This window comes from Arthrobacter sp. NPDC090010, assembly GCF_044748305.1.
GTDB lineage: Bacteria > Actinomycetota > Actinomycetes > Actinomycetales > Micrococcaceae > Arthrobacter_E.
This window is the reverse complement of sequence record NZ_JBIVFT010000009.1, coordinates 113,329-132,060: the sequence shown is the minus strand read 5'-3', so window position 1 is coordinate 132,060 and position 18,732 is coordinate 113,329. Positions and strand designations below refer to the sequence as shown.

General features: G+C 66.2%; 17 protein-coding genes. 3 read left to right on the top strand and 14 right to left on the bottom strand.

All coding sequences use genetic code 11. The features are described from left to right. Positions 1-34 precede the first annotated feature (34 nt). Positions 35-1,138, bottom strand: a complete 1,104-nt coding sequence (locus tag ACIPXZ_RS13935) for a histidinol-phosphate transaminase (RefSeq protein WP_400595297.1) — start codon at positions 1,136-1,138, stop codon at positions 35-37. Positions 1,139-1,382: 244 nt separating this feature from the next. Then, positions 1,383-1,733, bottom strand: a complete 351-nt coding sequence (locus ACIPXZ_RS13930) for a LysM peptidoglycan-binding domain-containing protein (protein ID WP_400595295.1) — start codon at positions 1,731-1,733, stop codon at positions 1,383-1,385. A 450-nt stretch (positions 1,734-2,183) separates the two neighbouring features. On the opposite strand from ACIPXZ_RS13930, the gene lexA reads away from it, so the two are divergent. Beyond that, positions 2,184-2,903, top strand: a complete 720-nt coding sequence (gene lexA, locus ACIPXZ_RS13925; protein ID WP_400595293.1) for a transcriptional repressor LexA — start codon at positions 2,184-2,186, stop codon at positions 2,901-2,903. Positions 2,904-2,987: 84 nt separating this feature from the next. Here lexA and ACIPXZ_RS13920 read toward each other — a convergent pair whose 3' ends face one another. Beyond that, positions 2,988-5,063 carry an ATP-dependent DNA helicase gene (locus tag ACIPXZ_RS13920; RefSeq protein ID WP_400595291.1) on the bottom strand — a complete coding sequence of 692 codons (2,076 nt, stop codon included), beginning with the start codon at positions 5,061-5,063 and terminating at the stop codon, positions 2,988-2,990. Beyond that, positions 5,056-6,597, bottom strand: a complete 1,542-nt coding sequence (gene hflX, locus ACIPXZ_RS13915) for a GTPase HflX (RefSeq protein WP_400595289.1) — start codon at positions 6,595-6,597, stop codon at positions 5,056-5,058. The genes ACIPXZ_RS13920 and hflX overlap by 8 nt, the downstream gene beginning before the upstream one ends. A 362-nt stretch (positions 6,598-6,959) precedes the next feature. On the opposite strand from hflX, the gene ACIPXZ_RS13910 reads away from it, so the two are divergent. Next, on the top strand, positions 6,960-7,571 hold the full coding sequence (locus tag ACIPXZ_RS13910) for a class I SAM-dependent methyltransferase (protein ID WP_400595287.1): 612 nt from the start codon (positions 6,960-6,962) through the stop codon (positions 7,569-7,571). A gap of 7 nt (positions 7,572-7,578) precedes the next feature. Here ACIPXZ_RS13910 and dapF read toward each other — a convergent pair whose 3' ends face one another. The 6 genes from dapF to ACIPXZ_RS13880 form a co-directional block, all read right to left on the bottom strand. Then, a complete protein-coding gene (gene dapF, locus ACIPXZ_RS13905) occupies positions 7,579-8,523 on the bottom strand; it encodes a diaminopimelate epimerase (protein WP_400595285.1) in 945 nt (314 codons plus the stop codon). Next, positions 8,516-9,430, bottom strand: a complete 915-nt coding sequence (gene miaA / locus ACIPXZ_RS13900) for a tRNA (adenosine(37)-N6)-dimethylallyltransferase MiaA (RefSeq protein ID WP_400595387.1) — start codon at positions 9,428-9,430, stop codon at positions 8,516-8,518. The genes dapF and miaA overlap by 8 nt, the downstream gene beginning before the upstream one ends. A gap of 57 nt (positions 9,431-9,487) precedes the next feature. Beyond that, positions 9,488-11,077, bottom strand: coding sequence for a tRNA (N6-isopentenyl adenosine(37)-C2)-methylthiotransferase MiaB (miaB, locus tag ACIPXZ_RS13895; protein ID WP_400595283.1), 1,590 nt, complete (start codon positions 11,075-11,077; stop codon positions 9,488-9,490). A 51-nt stretch (positions 11,078-11,128) separates the two neighbouring features. Then, a complete protein-coding gene (locus ACIPXZ_RS13890; protein ID WP_400595281.1) occupies positions 11,129-11,695 on the bottom strand; it encodes a regulatory protein RecX in 567 nt (188 codons plus the stop codon). 199 nt (positions 11,696-11,894) lie between these two features. After that, a complete protein-coding gene (gene recA, locus ACIPXZ_RS13885; RefSeq protein ID WP_400595279.1) occupies positions 11,895-12,950 on the bottom strand; it encodes a recombinase RecA in 1,056 nt (351 codons plus the stop codon). A gap of 238 nt (positions 12,951-13,188) precedes the next feature. Next, positions 13,189-13,416, bottom strand: coding sequence for a DUF3046 domain-containing protein (locus ACIPXZ_RS13880; RefSeq protein ID WP_400595277.1), 228 nt, complete (start codon positions 13,414-13,416; stop codon positions 13,189-13,191). Positions 13,417-13,500: 84 nt separating this feature from the next. On the opposite strand from ACIPXZ_RS13880, the gene ACIPXZ_RS13875 reads away from it, so the two are divergent. Further along, positions 13,501-14,025, top strand: coding sequence for a MarR family winged helix-turn-helix transcriptional regulator (locus ACIPXZ_RS13875; protein WP_400595275.1), 525 nt, complete (start codon positions 13,501-13,503; stop codon positions 14,023-14,025). A 73-nt stretch (positions 14,026-14,098) separates the two neighbouring features. Here ACIPXZ_RS13875 and ACIPXZ_RS13870 read toward each other — a convergent pair whose 3' ends face one another. The 4 genes from ACIPXZ_RS13870 to ACIPXZ_RS13855 form a co-directional block, all read right to left on the bottom strand. Further along, positions 14,099-14,518 carry a helix-turn-helix domain-containing protein gene (locus tag ACIPXZ_RS13870; protein ID WP_400595273.1) on the bottom strand — a complete coding sequence of 140 codons (420 nt, stop codon included), beginning with the start codon at positions 14,516-14,518 and terminating at the stop codon, positions 14,099-14,101. 114 nt (positions 14,519-14,632) lie between these two features. Next, on the bottom strand, positions 14,633-15,148 hold the full coding sequence (locus ACIPXZ_RS13865) for a CinA family protein (RefSeq protein ID WP_400595271.1): 516 nt from the start codon (positions 15,146-15,148) through the stop codon (positions 14,633-14,635). After that, a complete protein-coding gene (gene pgsA / locus ACIPXZ_RS13860) occupies positions 15,141-15,782 on the bottom strand; it encodes a CDP-diacylglycerol--glycerol-3-phosphate 3-phosphatidyltransferase (protein ID WP_400595385.1) in 642 nt (213 codons plus the stop codon). The genes ACIPXZ_RS13865 and pgsA overlap by 8 nt, the downstream gene beginning before the upstream one ends. Next, positions 15,733-18,567: a DNA translocase FtsK 4TM domain-containing protein gene (locus ACIPXZ_RS13855; protein WP_400595269.1), complete on the bottom strand. Its 2,835-nt coding sequence runs from the start codon at positions 18,565-18,567 to the stop codon at positions 15,733-15,735. Before ACIPXZ_RS13855 ends, pgsA begins: the two co-directional genes overlap by 50 nt. Positions 18,568-18,732: the final 165 nt, after the last annotated feature.

Below are 18,732 nucleotides of genomic sequence, written 5' to 3'. Positions count from 1 at the left end.
AAGTGTGCCGCCGGGCACGAGGGACCGACCCGGATCAGCTCCGGCCCAGCAGTTCCCGCAGGCGGTTCAGGAAGGCGGTCGTCTCTGCTTCGGTACCTGCGGTGACCCGCAGATGCCCCGGGATTCCGACATCGCGGATCAGGACCCCGGCGTCGAGCAGGCCCTGCCAGATCGCGGCCGGGTCATCCAGCCCCCCGAAGAATACATAGTTGGAATCCGAGGCCGCCGGTTTCAGTCCCAGAGCCTGCAGCTCCGTCACGATCCTGTCCCTCTGGACCTTGATGTCTTCGACATCCGCCATCAGAAGCTCCCGGTTCTCCAGAGCCGCCAATGCCGTCGCCTGGGTGATGGCGGAGAGGTGATACGGGAGGCGAACCAGACGGAGAGCATCGGTCACCTCCGGGGCGGCCGCAAGATAGCCGAGCCGTGCACCGGCCAGGGCAAACGCCTTGCTCATGGTTCGGCTGACGACCAGGCGTTCCCGCCCGGGAAGAAGGCTCAGGGCGCTCGGCGTGCCCTCGTGAGCGAACTCGTGGTAGGCCTCATCCACGATGACTATCGTCTGGCTCGCCTCACCGGCTTCGTAGACGGCTTCCACCACGTCCAGCTCGAGCTTGGTGCCGGTCGGGTTGTTGGGCGAGCAGAGGAAGACCAGCTGAGGCGCGAGGTCCCGGACCTGTCGGGCGGCCGACTCCGCGGCCAGCTCGAAATCCCCGTCACGTTCCCCCTTGAGGTAGCCCGTGTCGGTCCCGCTGGCCAGCAGCGGGTACATCGAGTAGGTGGGAGGGAATCCGAGCGCGGTCCGACCGGGACCGCCGAACGCCTGGAGAATCTGCTGGAGCACTTCATTGGAGCCATTGGCAGCCCAGATGTTCTCCGGAGTCAGGCCATGCCCGAGATACTCGGCGAGAGCGGAACGCAGACGGGTGAACTCCCGGTCCGGATACCGATTGAGAGTGGTGGCCGCCTCGGTCACCGCTGCACTGATCGCCTCGACAACGGGAGCAGGCACGCCATGGGTGTTCTCATTGACGTTCAGAAGAACGGGCACATCGATCTGCGGTGCACCGTAAGGGCTGATCCCCCTGAGATTCTCACGCAAGGGGAGCTTTGCCAGGCGTTCCAGTTGTTCGCTCACCCATACAGTCTAGTTTGAGCAGTTCCGATGCCTGGAATTGTTGCTCCCCCGCCATCACAAAGCACTCAGCGGCGCTCGGCCCCCGCTCGGAATGTCACAGCCCGCTGCCGCAGCGTCGGAGCGGACCGCCGGACTGCTTCGCGGCACATCGCCGAAGAAGAGTGCCGAAGAAGCTGGTCAAGCTCTAAGCCGGCCGCCGAAGAAGCCCGTCAACGAACCGGGGCGGTTCAGCGCCACGGACCGATCACTTGGACGGAATGAACAGATCCTGACCGGCCTTCAGCTGCGAGGCGTCCAGACCGTTGAGGCTGGCGATCTCCCCGACGACGTCGCGAGGATCCCTGCCCGGTGCGACGCGCTCGGCGATGTTCCACAGCGTGTCCCCCGGCTGAACGACGATGGTTGCCATCTGCCGAGTGGAATCGGAGGAGTCACTCGCCTTGGCCGGCGACAGAAGCGCTCCCAGCGCGAGGGTGAGCAGCGTGGCGAGCAGCAGCGCAGCGGGGAGCCCGAAGAATACGAACCTTCCGCGTCGGGTCAGACGCATACGCGGAGCAAGCTGGGCCACGTTCGGCATGACAACCTGTGCAGACATTTCTCTTCCTCGCTTCCACCCGCCCTGCGGGCTTCCATCCCGCCATCAGTGGATCTTCGTTCGATCACCCGATGCCGTTCATCCAGCCGTGTTCGAACATGTATTCGAACCCTGTTGAATCTATTATTAGGACACAGCTACGAACACTGTCAAGACTCGCTAGAACAAATGTTTGATTCGAACGCCCCGCTCGCCTAGCGTTGGGATCAGGATGTTCGCTGCTGGACCAAGCACATCAAACGGGACTGACAAAAATTTCAGTCCCTGGGGAAAGTCCCAGGGAACTCGGTTCCGGACCGCCTTCCAGCGGCCCGGCAGGCAGCAGACGAGCACCCGGCACCGCGGGATTCCGACGCCGAAGGCGCGCCGGAGTGACGCGATGCGGGAATGACAAGGGACGCAATCGGTTCCGGCCCTCGGGGTCCGGACCGGCGACGCAAGGGAGTGAGAATGGCCAGGACCTCATCGAACGGGCCCGCACAGACCAAGCCGACAGTCAGCCGCGGCCTCACTCCTCGGCAGAAGAAGATCCTCGAGACCATCCAGCGCTCGGTGGAGTCCAATGGCTATCCGCCGTCCATGCGGGAGATCGGCGACACCGTCGGACTCGCCAGCCTGTCCAGCGTGACCCATCAGCTCAGTCAGCTGGAACGCCTCGGGTACATCCGCAGGGACCCCAAGCGGCCCCGCGCCATGGAGATCCTGATCCCGCTCACGTTGGAGACCTCGGCGCGGCCGCAAGCGCCGTCGCCCGAAAGATCCCTCTCGGTCGTCGCAGAGTTGAGCACGGCCTCGGATGCGGCGATGGTGCCGCTCGTCGGCCGGATCGCGGCCGGCGGTCCCATCCTCGCCGATCAGCAGGTGGAGGACGTCATGCCGCTGCCCCGGCAACTCGTGGGCCACGGCGAGCTCTTCATGCTCAAGGTGGCCGGTGACTCCATGATCGACGCCGCCATCTGTGACGGCGACTGGGTGGTCGTCCGGCGGCAGAACACGGCGGAGAACGGCGACATCGTGGCCGCTCTCCTCGACGACGAGGCGACCGTGAAGACCTTCCGGCAACGCGACGGCCACACCTGGCTTCTGCCGCAGAACACCCAGTACGAGCCCATCCTCGGCGATCACGCGACCGTCATGGGCAAGGTGGTATCGGTGCTGCGCTCCCTCTGAGCAGGCACCCTCTCAGAGGTGCATCAGCCGGTTTCACCGGGAATCAGAACGACCGGGTGGCTCTCGCCACCCGGTCGTTTCGCGTCACGAGGTCGACGCGGTCGCCAGCCTGCTGAGTGCGGACAGCACCACGGCACGGTCCACGGTCGCCCAGAACGGCGGGAGCGTGGACCGGATGAACCCGCCATAACGTTCGGTGGCGAGCCGGGAATCCAGAACAGCCACGACCCCCTTGTCCGCAGTGGAGCGGATCAGGCGGCCGGCCCCCTGGGCCATCTTGATGGCCGCGCTGCTGGCGGAAACGGCCATGAAGCCATTGCCCCCGTTCTGCGCCACGGCCCGGGACCGTGCGGTGTTGAGCGGGTCGTCAGGACGAGGGAACGGAATCCTGTCCATGATGACCAGACGGCAGGAGTCGCCCGGTACGTCGACACCCTGCCAGAGTGTGAGGGTGCCGAAGAGACAGCTGTCCCGGTCCTGCGCGAATTCGTCGATCAGGGAGCTCATGGTCGCCTCCCCTTGGCAGAGCACCGGCACGTCCACGCGCTCCCGCACATATTCCGCCGCTTCCTCCGCCGCACGCCGCGAGGAGAAAAGCCCCAGCGCTCCCCCATTGGACGCCTTGATGAGATCCACGACCTCATCCAACGCTTCCGACGAGATGCCGCGGCCGGGTTTGGGCAGGTGACGTGCCACATACAGCATGCCCTGGCGCGGGTAGTCGAACGGGGAACCCACATCCACCCCGGTCCAATCGGGTGCCCCAGGACCCCTGAGCCCGACCTCACCGGCCGCCTGCTCGAACGCGGCGCCGATCGCGAGGGTCGCCGAGGTCAGGATCGCGGTATGCCCGTCGAACAGTCCATCACGCAGCTTCATCGCCACACTCAACGGGGCGACCGTTACAGTGGCCGGCGCATCGTCCTCGGCCGGCCGGTAACCGGCGCCGGGTTCGAACGTGCCGCTGCGGGTCAGCCAGACCACCTCCTGGCGTTCGGCCGCGACCAGGAGCCGCTCGCTGACCTCGAGAAGCTGTGTCAGACGGGACCTGGCGGCCTGGAGCGCACCATCCGGAGACTGCCCCTGCTCGGGCTTCGAATCCGACAAGGCGGCTCGGCACGCCTCGCGCACGGCGTCGATCGCCAGAGCCAAAGGCTCCTCAGGCCCGCGCGGCAGAAGACCCGTGGACAGTAACCCGAGCTCGGCCTCCAGACCCCGTGCGGACGCATCCAGGGCATCGACGTCGATATGGGCGTGACGCCGCGCGGCCCGTGCCGCCGCGGTCACCATGGCCTCCGACAGCTGTCCGGTGACGGCGCCCGTCACCCGGTCCTGAAGCTCATGCGCCTCGTCGACCACCACGACGTCGTACTCGGGCAGCACGGCGACACCTTCGAAGGCGTTGATCGCCAGCATGGCGTGATTGGTGACGATGACATCGGACTCCGCCGCGACCGCGCGCGCACGCTCGCTGAAACACTCCTCCGACATGGGGCACTTCTGCGGGCCGAGGCATTCGAGAGCGGTCACCGAGACCTGACGCCAGGCCCGTTCGGAGACACCGGGGGTCAATTCGTCCCGGTCCCCCGAATCGGTTTCCTGAGCCCACTCACGCAGTCGCAGGATTTCACGGCCCAGCTGAGTGCCCGGCCCGCTGCCCAGGCTCGGGCCGGTGCTGGAACTGAAAAGCGCCCCGTCACCGCCCATGCCGAAGAGCTGGTCCTCGGCCGGATCCTCCTCCGGGAATCCTCCGGCCACCTTGTGCATGCAGAGATAGTTGGAACGGCCCTTGACCAGCGCCGTACGGACCGGACGCGGGAGTTCGGGGTCGAGCGCCTTGAGCAGGCGTGGCAGATCCCGGCCCATGATCTGCGCCTGGAGGGCGAGCGTGGCCGTCGAAATCACGGCACGGTTGCCATTGCGCATCGCATCATCGAGCACCGGCACCAGATACCCCAGTGACTTGCCCGTCCCCGTCCCGGCCTGGACCAGCAGATGACGCTGCTCCTCCAGGGCGGTGGCGACCTGCCGGACCATCTCGTGCTGACCGGGGCGGCTCTGGCCACCCATCCCGCCGACGGCGGTGTCCAGGAGGGACAGCGCCCGCTCGACGGCGGGCGTGTCCCTCCCGGTCTCCTGCTCTTTGGACGCCTCACTCATGGATGACGAACTGCTCCAGTTCTGCTGCCAGGGACTTACGGACGATGACGCTCACTCGGCTTCCTTCTCCGAGATGTTCGATCGAAAGAATCTCCGACTCCCCCTCGTGCAGCTTGCTCAGCACATCGCCACGCTGGTACGGGACCAGAATCTCCAGCCGGACATCGGGCCGCGGAATGGAACGGCTGACCTCTTCCAGCAGTTCCGGGATCCCGGCACCCGTGCGAGCGGAGACGACCATGGTGCGCGGCTCCCGCTGACGGATCCTCTCCAGCACGAAGGGATCCGCGGCATCGGCCTTGTTCAGCACGATGATCTCCGGCACCTTTCGTGCGTCCACCTCGGTGAACACGGTCCGGACGGCGGCGATCTGGCCTTCCGGATCCGGGTGGGAGGCATCGACGACGTGAAGGATCAGATCAGCGTCCGCGACCTCTTCCAGCGTCGAACGGAATGCTTCCACCAACTGCGTCGGCAGCGAACGGACGAAGCCCACGGTATCCGCGAGCGTGTAGGTGATGCCGTCAGGCGTCTGAGCCCGGCGGACCGTGGGATCCAGGGTGGCGAACAGCGCGTTCTCCACCAGGACGCCCGCATCCGTCAGACGGTTGAGCAAGGACGACTTCCCGGCGTTGGTGTAACCGGCGATCGCGACCGACGGCACCTCGTTCCGCTTGCGATTGGCGCGTTTGGCCTCCCGGGCGGGTTTCATGCCCTCGATCTCCTTGCGGAGCTTGGCCATGCGGTTGCGGATCTTCCGGCGGTCCAGTTCGATCTTGGTCTCGCCGGGACCACGAGACCCCATGCCCGCGCCGCCGCTGCCGACCTGGCCGCCGGCCTGCCGGGACATCGATTCGCCCCAGCCGCGCAAGCGCGGCAGCAGGTACTCGAGCTGCGCCAGTTCCACCTGGGCCTTGCCCTCGCGGCTCTTGGCATGCTGGGCGAAGATGTCCAGAATCAGCGAGGTGCGGTCGATGACCTTCACCTTGACGATGTCTTCCAGAGCACGACGCTGGGACGGCGCCAGCTCTGAATCCACCACCACGGTGTCCGCGCCGGTGGCCATCACGATGTCCCGAAGCTCCAGAGCCTTGCCCGAACCCAGGAAGGTCCCGGGGTCCGGCTTGGCGCGCTTCTGCACGAGACCGTCCAGAACTTCGGAACCGGCCGTCTCAGCCAGTGCGGCGAGCTCCCGCAGGGAGTTCTCCGCATCGGCCAAGGTGCCTTCAGTCCAGAGCCCTGCAAGCACCACGCGCTCCAGGCGCAGCTGCCGGTACTCGACTTCGGTGACGTCTTCGAGCTCCGTGGAGAGCCCGGCGGTGCGGCGCAGGGCACGGCGTTCCGCCAGTTCCTGCTGCTCGCCGTCGAACTCGCTGTGTTCTTTCTCCAGCACCGACAGCGCCTGGGCTTTTCCGCCCAGCACACGGCCGCGGTCGGTCCCGGAGTCGGCCTGTTCGGTGGCCAGGATGCGCTCGATGACGGCTTGCATCTCCTCCGGGCTCAACTCGGAACCGGAATGAGTGTTTTCAGTCATGGTCTCCCTCAAAGCGTTCAGTCCCATGCTAGTCGGCTGCTCCGACATCGTGGGACGGGATGGGAAGGGGTGCGTCAGGGATCTGAAGTCGTCTCCGGAGCGTCGAGGTGATCTCACCGCAGAGAGGGATTCCTGTCATACCGCACCGCCAGGGTCTGGTTTGCGGAGGTCTACCGGCGCGGGGCGTGGTCCGGGAATCCTCAACAGAGGTTCTCGGTCGCGGGCCGGGACACGATTACAGGAAAGACAGCATCCATCCATGATAGCAGGCGGGACGAGGCCCTCGGACGAGCGGCCATGGCAGGCCGGGTCCCCGGCCAACCGGGCTCGCACCGGGCGTCTCACACATTAGGCTTGAATCCATGGAGTCCGCACACTATTTCAGCAGCGAGCCCGCCGGCGAGTTCGTCCGGAAGGACCTCCGGGTACATCTCGACGGTCAGGACCGCTCACTCCGGACGTCCACGGGCATCTTCAACCCTGATGGTGTCGACAAGGGCACGGCCGTGCTGCTGGCCGGGGCCCCGGAACCCGCCGCCGACGGTTCTTTCCTCGACATCGGCTGCGGATGGGGACCGATCGCCCTGACCCTCGCGCTCAAGTCACCGGCCGCACACGTCACCGCGGTGGACGTCAATCAGCGCTGTGTGGCCCTGACCCAGGAGAACGCCGGCCTGCTCGGCCTGGGCAACGTCACGGCGGTCCGTCCCGAGGATGTGGACCCTGCGCTCGGTTTCGATCTGATCTGGTCCAACCCACCGATCCGGATCGGCAAGAACGAACTGCACGAGCTGTTGCTGCACTGGCTTCCCCGGCTCACTCCGGGCGGCGAGGCCTACCTGGTGGTTCAGAAGAACCTCGGCTCTGATTCGCTGCAGAAGTGGCTGGCCGACGCTCTCCCCGCAGACTTCGGCGTATCCCGTTTCTCGACGGCGAAATCCTTCCGCATCCTGCACGTCCAGCGCGCACGCTGAGCGCCGGCTACGCCAGAGTGCCCCGCGCGACCAGGACGGCGGGGCCGCTGAGGACGACGTGCTCGCCGTCGTCGGAGGCCGGAAGGAAGGTCACCCCGACGACGCCGCCGGGCACGGCCACCTGCCACTGGGCGGGAGCGCTCGTGCCGGCCCAGTAGCGGATCGCCGCCGCAGCGGCGCAGGCTCCGGTGCCGCAGGACTGGGTCTCCCCCACGCCGCGCTCATGGACGCGCAGGGTGATGTGCCCGACGCCGTCCTGCACGAGAGGCTCGGAAGGAACCACGAACTCGACATTGGTGCCGTTAGGCGGCAGCGGATGGACCGTGGGGACCTCAGTGAGCGGCAGGGCCTCGAGTTCATCGAGACCGGCCAGCGCGAGAACGGTGTGCGGATTGCCCATCGTGATGGAAAGAGCCGGGCGTTCTCCTTCAAGGCCCCGGGTGGTGACGATTGAATCCATGGCCCGTTCGGCCGCCTCCGCCGGGTGGATGAACCCCCACGGGCCCATGTCGACGGCGTAGCCGCCAGGCACGCGCGTGACGACCTTCACGCCGCCCCTGGTGCCGATCTTCAGGCTCCCGCCCTCCGGCAGTTCCACGAGGGACGACTCCAGGAGGAAGTGGACGAAGACCCGCACCCCGTTGCCGCACATCTCCGCGATCGAGCCGTCATTGTTGCGGTAGTCCATGAACCATTCGGCCTCGGGCTCAAGCTCCTGAAGGACCCGGCCCTCGGCCAGAAGATGGGACGGTACGGCCCGGATCAGGCCGTCGGAGCCGATCCCCTGGTGACGATCGCAAAGCACCGCCACCTGCTCCGCACTGAAATCCCGCTCACCTTCGGGGTCGGCCACGAGCACGAAGTCATTGCCCGTTCCGTGGCCCTTGGCGAAGTCCAGTCCCCGGAGCCCGGGAAGAAGGGAGGAGGCCTGCGCGGCGAGGGTTTCAGTCATGCTCCAAGGGTATCGTGCACGCGTGTTCCAGCAATTCCGGGTCGGCCCAGTCGAGCCAATGGATTCTCGGATCCGCCCGGAACCAGGTGAGCTGTCGCCGGGCGAACTTGCGCGTGGCGACGACGGTGTCCGCCACCGCTTCCGCCTCGCTCATCAGGCCGTCCTGGGCCGCAAGGAACTGCGCATAGCCGATCGCGCGTCCCGCGGTCTTGCCGTCTCTGAGTCCCTGAGCGTCCAGGCGACGCACCTCATCGGCCAGCCCGTGATCCACCATGCGGTGCACACGCAACGCCAATCGCTCCTTCAAGAGCTCCCGGTCAGCTTCCAGACCGATCTGGATCGCAGGCTCAAGGTACTGCCGCTGAGGCATGAAAGAACCGAAAGAACGACCCGTAACCTCCCACACCTCCAGGGCACGGATCACCCGGCGTTCATCCTGCAACCGCTCTGCGCTGATCGGGTCGACAGCGTGCAGCCGTTCCCGTAGCGGTGCCAAGCCGCGCTCAGCGGCTTCGGATTCGAGACGTCGGCGGACCGCGGCGTCCGTGCCCGGGAACTCGAGCACGTCCAGCGCGGCACGGAGGTAAAGGCCGGAGCCACCCACCAGGATGGGGACCCGTCCTCTGTCCCTGATCTGCCTGATGAGCTCGCGCGCCTCGGCCTGGAAGTCCGCGACGCTGGCTTCTTCCGTGACGTCCAGGACATCCAGCAGGTGATGCGGGACGCCCCGCCTTTCGGCCTCACTCAGTTTCGCGGTCCCGATGTCCATGCCACGGTAGAACTGCATCGCATCGGCATTGATGATCTCGCCGTTCAAGCGCTCTGCGAGCCCCAGGCCCAGTTCGGACTTGCCGGTCCCGGTAGCTCCGACGACGGCGAGCACCGGGAGCAGCGCAGCCTCACGCATCGCAACCGCCATCCGGTTCGGAGGCACCCCTGCCCCTGCCGTGCGTGGTGTCCAGGGTCATCGAACGGGGGCCGGCAGCTTGGGCATGCCGAGCAGCACGCCCTTGCCTGGCACGGTCCCAGCGGTGCCCGGTCCGGGCACACCGCAGGACTCCGCCTGCGAACGGTCCCAGGCATCTCCTGCCCGTGAGCGGCGCACGGTGTACTCCTCCGGCGACCCCGGGTCGGCGACCAGATGGAAAGCCGCAGCCTCAGTGATCGTGACCGTCACGAGATCGCCCGGACGCGGCGTCTCGGCTCCCTCAGGAACACTGAAGTGGACCAAGCGCTGGTCCTTGGAACGGCCGCTGAGCCGGTGCGTCTGTTCAGCCTTGCGGCCGCTCTGGGCGGTCACCAGGACCTCCACTTCCCGGCCCACCTGCTTGGCGTTCTCCTCGGCAGCGATCCGGTCCTGCAACGCGACCAGACGCTCGTATCGTTCCTGCACCACCGCCTTGGGAAGCTGTTCCGGGAGCTCCGCCGCCGGGGTCCCTGGACGCTTGGAGTACTGGAAGGTGAATGCGGTGGCGAACCGCGACTGCTCCACCACGTCGAGGGTCGCTTGGAAGTCCTCTTCGGTCTCCCCGGGGAAGCCGACGATGATGTCTGTCGAGATCGCAGCGTTCGGGATGCGTTCACGGACCTTGTCCAGAATGCCGAGGAAGCGCGTGGAACGGTAGGAACGGCGCATGTCCTTGAGCACCTTGTCGGAGCCGGATTGCAGCGGCATGTGCAGCTGGGGCATCACATTGGGTGTCTCGGCCATCGCGTCGATGACATCGTCGGTGAATGCTGCGGGATGCGGACTGGTGAAACGCACCCGTTCCAGGCCCTCGATCTGGCCACAGGCCCGCAGCAGCTTGCTGAACGCCTGCCGGTCACCGAATTCGACGCCATAGGAGTTCACGTTCTGACCGAGCAAGGTGACCTCGATGGCGCCGTCGTCCACCAAAGCCTGGATCTCCGCAAGGATCTCCCCCGGTCGCCTGTCGCGTTCCTTGCCCCTGAGGGAGGGCACGATGCAGAAAGTACAGGTGTTGTTGCATCCGACACTGATGGACACCCACCCGGAGTAGACCGAGTCCCGTTTCGTCGGCAGCGTCGATGGAAAGACGTCGAGTGATTCGAGGATCTCCAGCTGCGCAGCGGAGTTGTGCCGGGCCCTTTCGAGCAGCGCCGGCAGAGAACCGACGTTGTGCGTTCCGAACACCGCGTCGACCCAGGGCGCCTTCTGCAGGATCGTCTCGCGGTCCTTCTGGGCGAGGCACCCGCCCACTGCGATCTGGAGCTCCGGATTCTTCTCCTTGAGGGGCGCAAGCTGGCCGAGGTGGCCGTAGAGCTTGTTGTCCGCGTTCTCGCGCACGGCGCAGGTGTTGAACACGATCACATCGGCCAGCCCCTCCGTCACGGGGACCATTCCCGCGTCCTCCAGAAGGCCCGACATCCTCTCAGAGTCGTGAACGTTCATCTGACAGCCGAAGGTCCTCACCTGATAGGTGCGCGGACTCGACGACGGCGCGGCACCGGGATCCTGGACGTCGGAATCCAAAGTGTCGGAATCCTGGGCACCGGGAACAGCTGAGGACGGGGAAGGGATGGTCATGCTCACCTTTCAAGGGTACCGGCCCGGCTGGGCGCCCGCAGGGCGGGGTGGGCAGCCTCAGCGCTCGTCTTCCCAGCTTTCGCTTCCGCCATTGAGTGCTTCAGCGACGACGCCGAACGCCTGCCCCGGCGAGTGCCCCTTGCGCACGAGCATGGCCACCAACCGGCGGGTGTGCTTGTCGCGTTCTTTCCGGTCGAGAGCAGCGCAATCCACACGGGCGAGTTTGCGCGCCACGAGATACCGGGCCGAGTCACGTTCGCTGTCCGCGCTCAGTTGTTCGAGAGCGTGCTCGATCAGCGGTTCCGCGACGCCTTTGTCTCGCAGCTCCCGGCGCAGCGTGGCTGAGCCGAGGTGACGGTTCTCGGCCCGGCTCCGTACCCACAGCGCGGCGAATTCAGCATCATCGATGAGCTTGAGTTCTTCGAAGCGGTCCAGAACGATCTTGGCTGCGTCCTCGGACACTTCCCGGTCCTTGAGTTTCCGGGCCAGCTGATGCCGGGTCCGCGGCCCCGCACTCAACTGCCGGAGCACGATGGTACGGGCCACCGAGACAGGGTCAGCGTCCCGGTCCTCTTCCGCTGCGGGAACCTCTGCTACGGCGACCTCTGCCGCGTCAGAGATCACCGTCTCCTCACGCACCCTGCCCCTATCGGGAGCCCGGGCGGGTTCACGGTCATCCCGCCGAACTTCCGCTTCCCCTGAGGTCCACGGCAGGGACTCGCGGGCCGGACCACTCGGCCGATTCAGCCCGGAAGCGGGCCGGAGCCCCGGTATCTGCATACCGAGGCTCCTGGATACCGCGTCCTGAGGTCCGGACCGGTCGTCAGAGTCCGTCAACGGCCTTCAGCTTCGGGTCTTCGTCCTCGGCGGCCATCGCGCTCTGACCGACGCCCAGCTTCTCCTTGATCAAACGCTCCAGCTCATCGGCGAGATCTGGGTTGTCCCGCAGGAACCGACGCGAGTTCTCCATGCCCTGGCCGAGCTGATCGCCGTCATAGGTGTACCAGGAACCGGACTTCTTGACGATGCCGTGCTCCACGCCCATGTCGATGATGCCTCCCTCACGGGAGATGCCCTGACCGTAGATGATGTCGAACTCGGCGGTCTTGAAGGGCGGGGCCATCTTGTTCTTGACGATCTTGACCTTGGTCCGGTTGCCCACGGAATCCGCACCCTCCTTGAGGGTCTGGATCCTGCGGACGTCGATGCGCACGGAAGCGTAGAACTTCAGCGCCTTACCACCGGTAGTGGTCTCGGGAGAACCGAAGAAGACGCCGATCTTCTCACGCAGCTGGTTGATGAAGATGGCGGTGGTCTTGGTCTGGTTCAGACGGCCCGTGATCTTACGGAGCGCCTGGCTCATGAGGCGCGCCTGGAGACCGACATGGCTGTCGCCCATCTCGCCTTCGATTTCGGCACGTGGCACCAGGGCGGCCACGGAGTCGATGACGATGATGTCCAGGGCGCCCGAGGACACCAGCATGTCCATGATCTCCAGCGCCTGTTCACCGGTGTCCGGCTGGGAGACCAGGAGAGCATCGGTGTCCACGCCGAGCTTCGCCGCGTACTCGGGATCCAGGGCGTGCTCGGCGTCGATGAAGGCCGCGAGGCCGCCACTGCGCTGGGCGTTGGCCACGGCGTGCAGTGCCACGGTCGTCTTACCCGAGGACTCCGGACCGTAGATCTCGACGACCCTGCCACGCGGCAGGCCTCCGATACCCAGAGCCACATCCATCGCGATGGAACCCGTGGGGATCACTTCGATGGGCGCCCGGGTGTCGTCACCCAGACGCATGATGGAACCCTTGCCGAACTGCTTGTCGATCTGGGCGAGTGCCGCCTCAAGCGCCTTGGCCCGATCCGGTGCTGCTGCCGCCATGACATACCCCTTGCTTCATGCGCGGCCACGGGGCCGCGACGATGATGACCTGAGTCCTGAACAGCCCCGGGCGGTCACCCGAGGACTTCACTGTCGAGAATAGGAGCGAGGACTGACAAAAAATTCGCCAGGCCACCCTATGTGGACAATCAGACCGCGTTTTTCTCTGAGAAAAGCGTAACCCCATTCGAACAACTATTCGAATACCCGGACGGCGTGTTGCCGCCCTCGTGTCGGCTCAGTCGCGTTTGGCGGCCTTGGGATCCTTGCCCAGCCGGCGTTCCTGAGGAATGTCCTGGGCGTCACAGATGGCGATCCATACGGACCGGAGGTCACGGCCTTCGGCAATGGCCTGCTGGGCCGTCCGGCTGCCCAGCTCACGCAGCGCGAGGCTGCCGGCCAGATGATGGGCATAGGCCGTGCCGAACTCGTCTTCCATCAACTGCCAGAACTGGGATCGTCGCACCCGTCCACCTTCTCACGCCCGAGGACCGCGCCCCGTCCGGTGGGTCCGGAATCCACCGGATGGGCCGCTCCGTAGAATGGACTCATGAGCACAGCCGCACCCACCGGTCCCGGAGACGAGGGAGCGCCCGCCCCCGAGAGCGGAGCGGACACCCCGGCCGGCGATTCCCTCGATGAGGCGATCCACGCCGTCGAGCATCAGATGAGCCTGCTGTGGCGGCGTGGCCGCGCCGTCTCCTTGCGGCTCTCCCGGCAGGTTCACCCCGACATGGACCCGTCGGCCTACGGGCTGCTCTCGATCCTGCGCCGCCAAGGACCGATCCGCCTGACGGAGCTCGCCGCTCTCATCGGGGTCGGGAAGCCGACGGTCAGCCGCCAGATCACCTTCCTCATGGGCCTCGGCCTGGTCTCCAAGGATGCCGACCCGCTCGATGGCCGCGCACAGTTGCTGCAACTGACCCCGGAGGGCGAAGCCACCATGGCCCGGGTGCAGGATGCGCGACGGGAGATCTTCCGGCAGCGCCTGGGCGAATGGGACACCACGGAGCTTGGAGCGCTGGCGGCCAACCTCGGCAAACTCAACAGCCTTTACGAGCGCGACGGGCTCTGAGCCGCACCGGAAACGGCGGAGGCCCCGGCGGTGCGAATGCACCACCGGGGCCTCTCGATGTCCGGGGCCGTTCTCAGCGGCTTCCGACGAGTTCCAGTTCGTCGCCCAGACCGTGTCCGTAACGCTGAGCGAAATCCTGAGGAAGGGTATCCGGAACGGCGAGGCCTTCAGCCACAGCCACCCGGTCACTGACCTCGCGGAGCATGCTGGAAAGGGGAACATCCAAGGCGGAGCAGATCGAGGAGAGCAACTCCGAGGAGGCTTCCTTCTGACCGCGTTCGACCTCGCTCAGGTACCCAAGCGACACTCGGGCGCTGTGCGAGACTTCCCGCAAAGTGCGTCCCTGGCGCTGACGGACATCACGGAGGACATCACCGATCTCGTGACGCAGGACAACCATCTTGCGCTCCTTCGCTTCGTGCTGTGCCGGATCGAGGAGGCCCACATCCTTCCAGCGGACCACGCCGTTCACGGATACGGGCTGCTTCACCATGTGTATCGCTTGCTCCTTCATGCAGACCTTGGGTCTGTTTTCATCCTATGGCCACCACCGGTGTGGTGGCGACACTAAAGTAACTTCCGGCCACCGGCTTTTGTTCCCCTGGGCTCATTTCCCAGGCAACTCACGGAGAGCACTCAGTAAGTGCACGACGGCGGCGCGCACCGCCGCCTCACGGATCTGCGGGCGTCCGCCCACGAAGTGATGGGCATGAGCGACACTTCCTGAGGCGTCCGCGACACCGATGTAGACCGTGCCGACGGGCTTGCCATCGTGTGCATCCGGGCCGGCCACCCCCGTGGTGCTCACCGCCAGGTCCGCGCCGCACGCGACCCGCGCTCCCGCCGCCATGGCCCGCGCCACGTCCGCGTCCACCGAACCCCGCTCCGCCAGAAGTTCCGCCGAGACGCCCAGGAGATCGCGTTTGACGTCGTTGTGGTACGAGACCACGCCCCCACGGAGCGTCCCCGAAGCACCGGGCACATCGGCCAGCCGCGCCGCTACCAGACCTGCGGTGAGCGATTCGGCCGTCGCCACCGTCACCCCGAGCGAGAGTGCCGACTCCACGGCGTCGCGAACCGCCTGCTCCACGGCAGGGCCTGCAGCACTCCCCCGCTCAGTCACGGGAACCCGCCCGGATCAGCCGGATCGATTGCAGGATGTACTGCAGGCCGGTCACCAGGGTCACCGCCACCGTCGCAAGCAGGAGGATGAAAGCGACCACTCCGAGCCACTGCCACTGCGCCGTGAACGGCAGCAGGTAGAGGAACAGCACCACGGTCTGCAGGACCGTCTTGATCTTTCCACCGCTCGAGGCCGGGATGACTCCGTACCGGATCACGACCAGGCGCAAAAGGGTGATTCCCCATTCACGGATCAGGATGATCAGCGTCGCCCACCACGGGATCTGTCCGAGCACGGAGAGGATCACGAACGCCGTACCGGTCAGGAGCTTGTCGGCGATCGGGTCCGCGATCTTGCCGAAGTCGGTGATCAGGCCTCGGGCCCGCGCGATGTCACCGTCCAGCTTGTCCGTGTACATGGCGACCACGAACACGGCCAGCGCCGCCCAGCGCCACGGCCCCTGGGCCCCGTCGTCGGCCAGGAGGAACCAGGCGAAGAAAGGGACCAGGACGATCCGCAGCATGGTCAGGATGTTGGGCAGGTTCCAGACCTGCGAGGAGGAGGGGCTGCTCACCTTCCCAAGGCTACCGCCCGGTGAGCTGCCAGGCGTCCTCTCCACCCTCGTCGTCGTCATCATCGCCGTAGTCCGACGCCTGCGCGCGGGAGTCCAGATCCTGCTGGACGAGGTCCACGCCGTAGTCGCCCATCTGATGGTTTGCATTCGCATTGTCCGCCAGAGCCTGGGACTGGTCGTCCGGCACCGCCGGGACCTCGTCTCCACGGATGGTGGCCAGCACTGCGGCGAGCCCGTCCGGCTTGACCAGCACGTCACGTGCCTTGGAACCCTCAGACGGGCCGACAACGCCACGCGACTCCATGAGGTCCATCAGGCGACCTGCCTTGGCGAAACCCACGCGGAGCTTACGCTGCAGCATCGAGGTGGACCCGAACTGGGTCGTGACCACCAGCTCAGTGGCCTGCAGCAGCAGGTCCAGATCGTCCCCGATGTCGTCGTCGATCTGCTTCTTCGGCGCCTCGACCGCCACATCCTCGCGGTAGCTGACCTGCAGCTGGCCCTTGACGTGTTCGACGACCTTGTGGATCTCCGACTCGCTGACCCAGGCACCTTGGACACGCATCGGCTTGGAAGCGCCCATGGGCAGGAAGAGCGCGTCACCCTGTCCGATGAGCTTTTCGGCCCCCGGCTGGTCCAGGACCACGCGGGAATCGGTCACCGAGGAGGTCGCGAACGCCATACGGGACGGCACGTTGGCCTTGATCAGACCCGTCACCACGTCCACGGAGGGCCGCTGGGTGGCCAGCACCAAGTGGATGCCGGCCGCACGGGCCAGCTGCGTGATGCGGACGATCGAGTCCTCGACGTCGCGGGGGGCGACCATCATGAGGTCGGCCAGCTCGTCCACGATCACCAGCAGATAGGGGTACGGCTTGATGACGCGCTTGGAATCCGGTGGAGGCACCACCTTGCCGGCACGGACGGCCTTGTTGAAGTCATCGATGTGCTTGTACCCGTAGTTGGCCAGATCGTCGTAGCGGGCATCCATCTCCCGGACCACCCACTGGAGGGCCTCCGCAGCCTTCTTGGGGTTCGTGATGATCGGGGTGATCAGGTGGGGCACGCCTTCATAGGCGGTGAGCTCCACGCGCTTCGGGTCCACCATGACCATGCGGACTTCGTCGGGAGTGGAACGCATGAGGATCGAGGTGATCATCGAGTTCACGAAGGACGATTTACCGGCACCCGTGGCACCGGCGACCAGCATGTGAGGCATCTTGGCGAGGTTGGCCACCACGAACCCGCCCTCGACATCCTTGCCGACACCCATGACCATCGGGTGCTCCGTGCGTCGTGCGTTCTGGCTCCGGAGTACATCGCCCAGCGAAACCGTCTCGCGGTCCGTGTTCGGGATCTCGATGCCGATCGCGCTCTTGCCCGGAATGGGGCTCAGGATGCGCACATCGGAACTCGCCACTGCGTAGGAGATGTTCTTCGACAGCGCCGTGACGCGCTCCACCTTGGTGCCCGGGGCGAGCTCGATCTCATAGCGGGTGACGGTCGGCCCACGGCTGAATCCGGTCACGGCCGCATCCACATTGAACTGCTGAAGCGTGTCGGTGAGAGCGGCGACGACGGCGTCGTTGGCCTCGGTGCGCTCCTTCGGAACGGTGCCGGCCACCAGGGAGTCGGCGTTGGGCAGGGTGTACGTCACGTCCCCTGCCAGGGAGAGCTGCTCCGTGCGCTGCGGAATCGGGGCCGGCATGGGGGCCTTCTGGGCCTCCACATTGAAGACAGGAGCCGCCTGGACGGCGGGCAGAGCCTGCGTCGCCGTGTCGTCAGGGTTCGGCTCCTGACCCAGGCCCTGGCGCTCCTTGATCTTCTCCCGTGCCACCTCCGCCTGAGTGGGGCGCCGCACGCCCGGCGGGACGACAGGGGCCGCGAGTGCTTTGGGAAGCGCCTCGACGACGGCGGTCGCGGCCTCGGCGTCGTCGACCACCGCATGCTCGAAGGCCTCGTCGCCCGCGTAGCCGTCCACGGAGCGCCCGTCCTCATCCTTGTCCTTGCCGAACAGCCGCTTCTTACGTGCGGCCTTGACCGGCTTCCGGTCGTGTTCGTACAGGTAGCTGCGGTCGTGGGCGTCCGCCCCCTCGTCCTGCCGCAGGTCCATGCCCATCAGATGCTCATAGGCGTCGCGGATCCTGCGCGGAATGGCGGTGAACGGCGTCGCGGTCACGATGAGGAGCGAGGTGAAGGCCAGGAACGCGTACAGCACCAGGGGAAGTGCGGCATGCACAGCCGCCAAGGGAGAGGCCACCAGGAACCCGACCATGCCGCCCGCGCGACGCACACCGTCGAAACCGTCGAACGGACTGGGCTGCCCACCGATCACGTGGGCCAGACCGGAACCGGCCACGGTCATGATGATGAACCCGATGCCGATCCGGTTGTTGCCGCGAGTGTCCTCCGGGTGGCGGAAAAGCCTGACGCCGCAGACCGCCAGCATGAGCGGCAGAAGGTACGTCATCCAGCCGAAGGTGCCGTTGACCACGGAAGAGACGATCGTCGGCAGCCAACCGCTCAGACCCCACCAGGCGAAGGTGGCGATGAAGACCGCCAGCAGAAGATTGAAGAGCGCGGCGCCGTCGCGCCGGAGGTCCGGGTCCATCCCGCTGACGTCCCGTCCGATCCTGCGCACCCCCGCGCCGACGGCATGGGCCAGGCCCAGATATGCTCCCGCCAGGGCACGGATCAGCCAGGGCTGCTCAGCGGCTCCGGCGTTCTGATGCCGGGCCGCTGCCGACTTCGAGGTTCCGCTCCGACTGGTGGTGGAACGGCCCGAAGAACCGGTGCTTTTGCTTTTCGTGGTGCCTTTTGGCGCAGAAGGGGTACGAGTCGCCATGCTCCAACGCTAACGCAGAAGGGTCTCCAAACCGCGGATTTCCGGCTCTTCCAGGACCTCGTCGGCTCTCCTGGGCGCCATGACCGGCGAAATCCACGTTAAACGACGGTGGACCCCGCCGGAATCGGCAGGGTCCACCTCAATCCGGCTGACCGGAAGAACGTC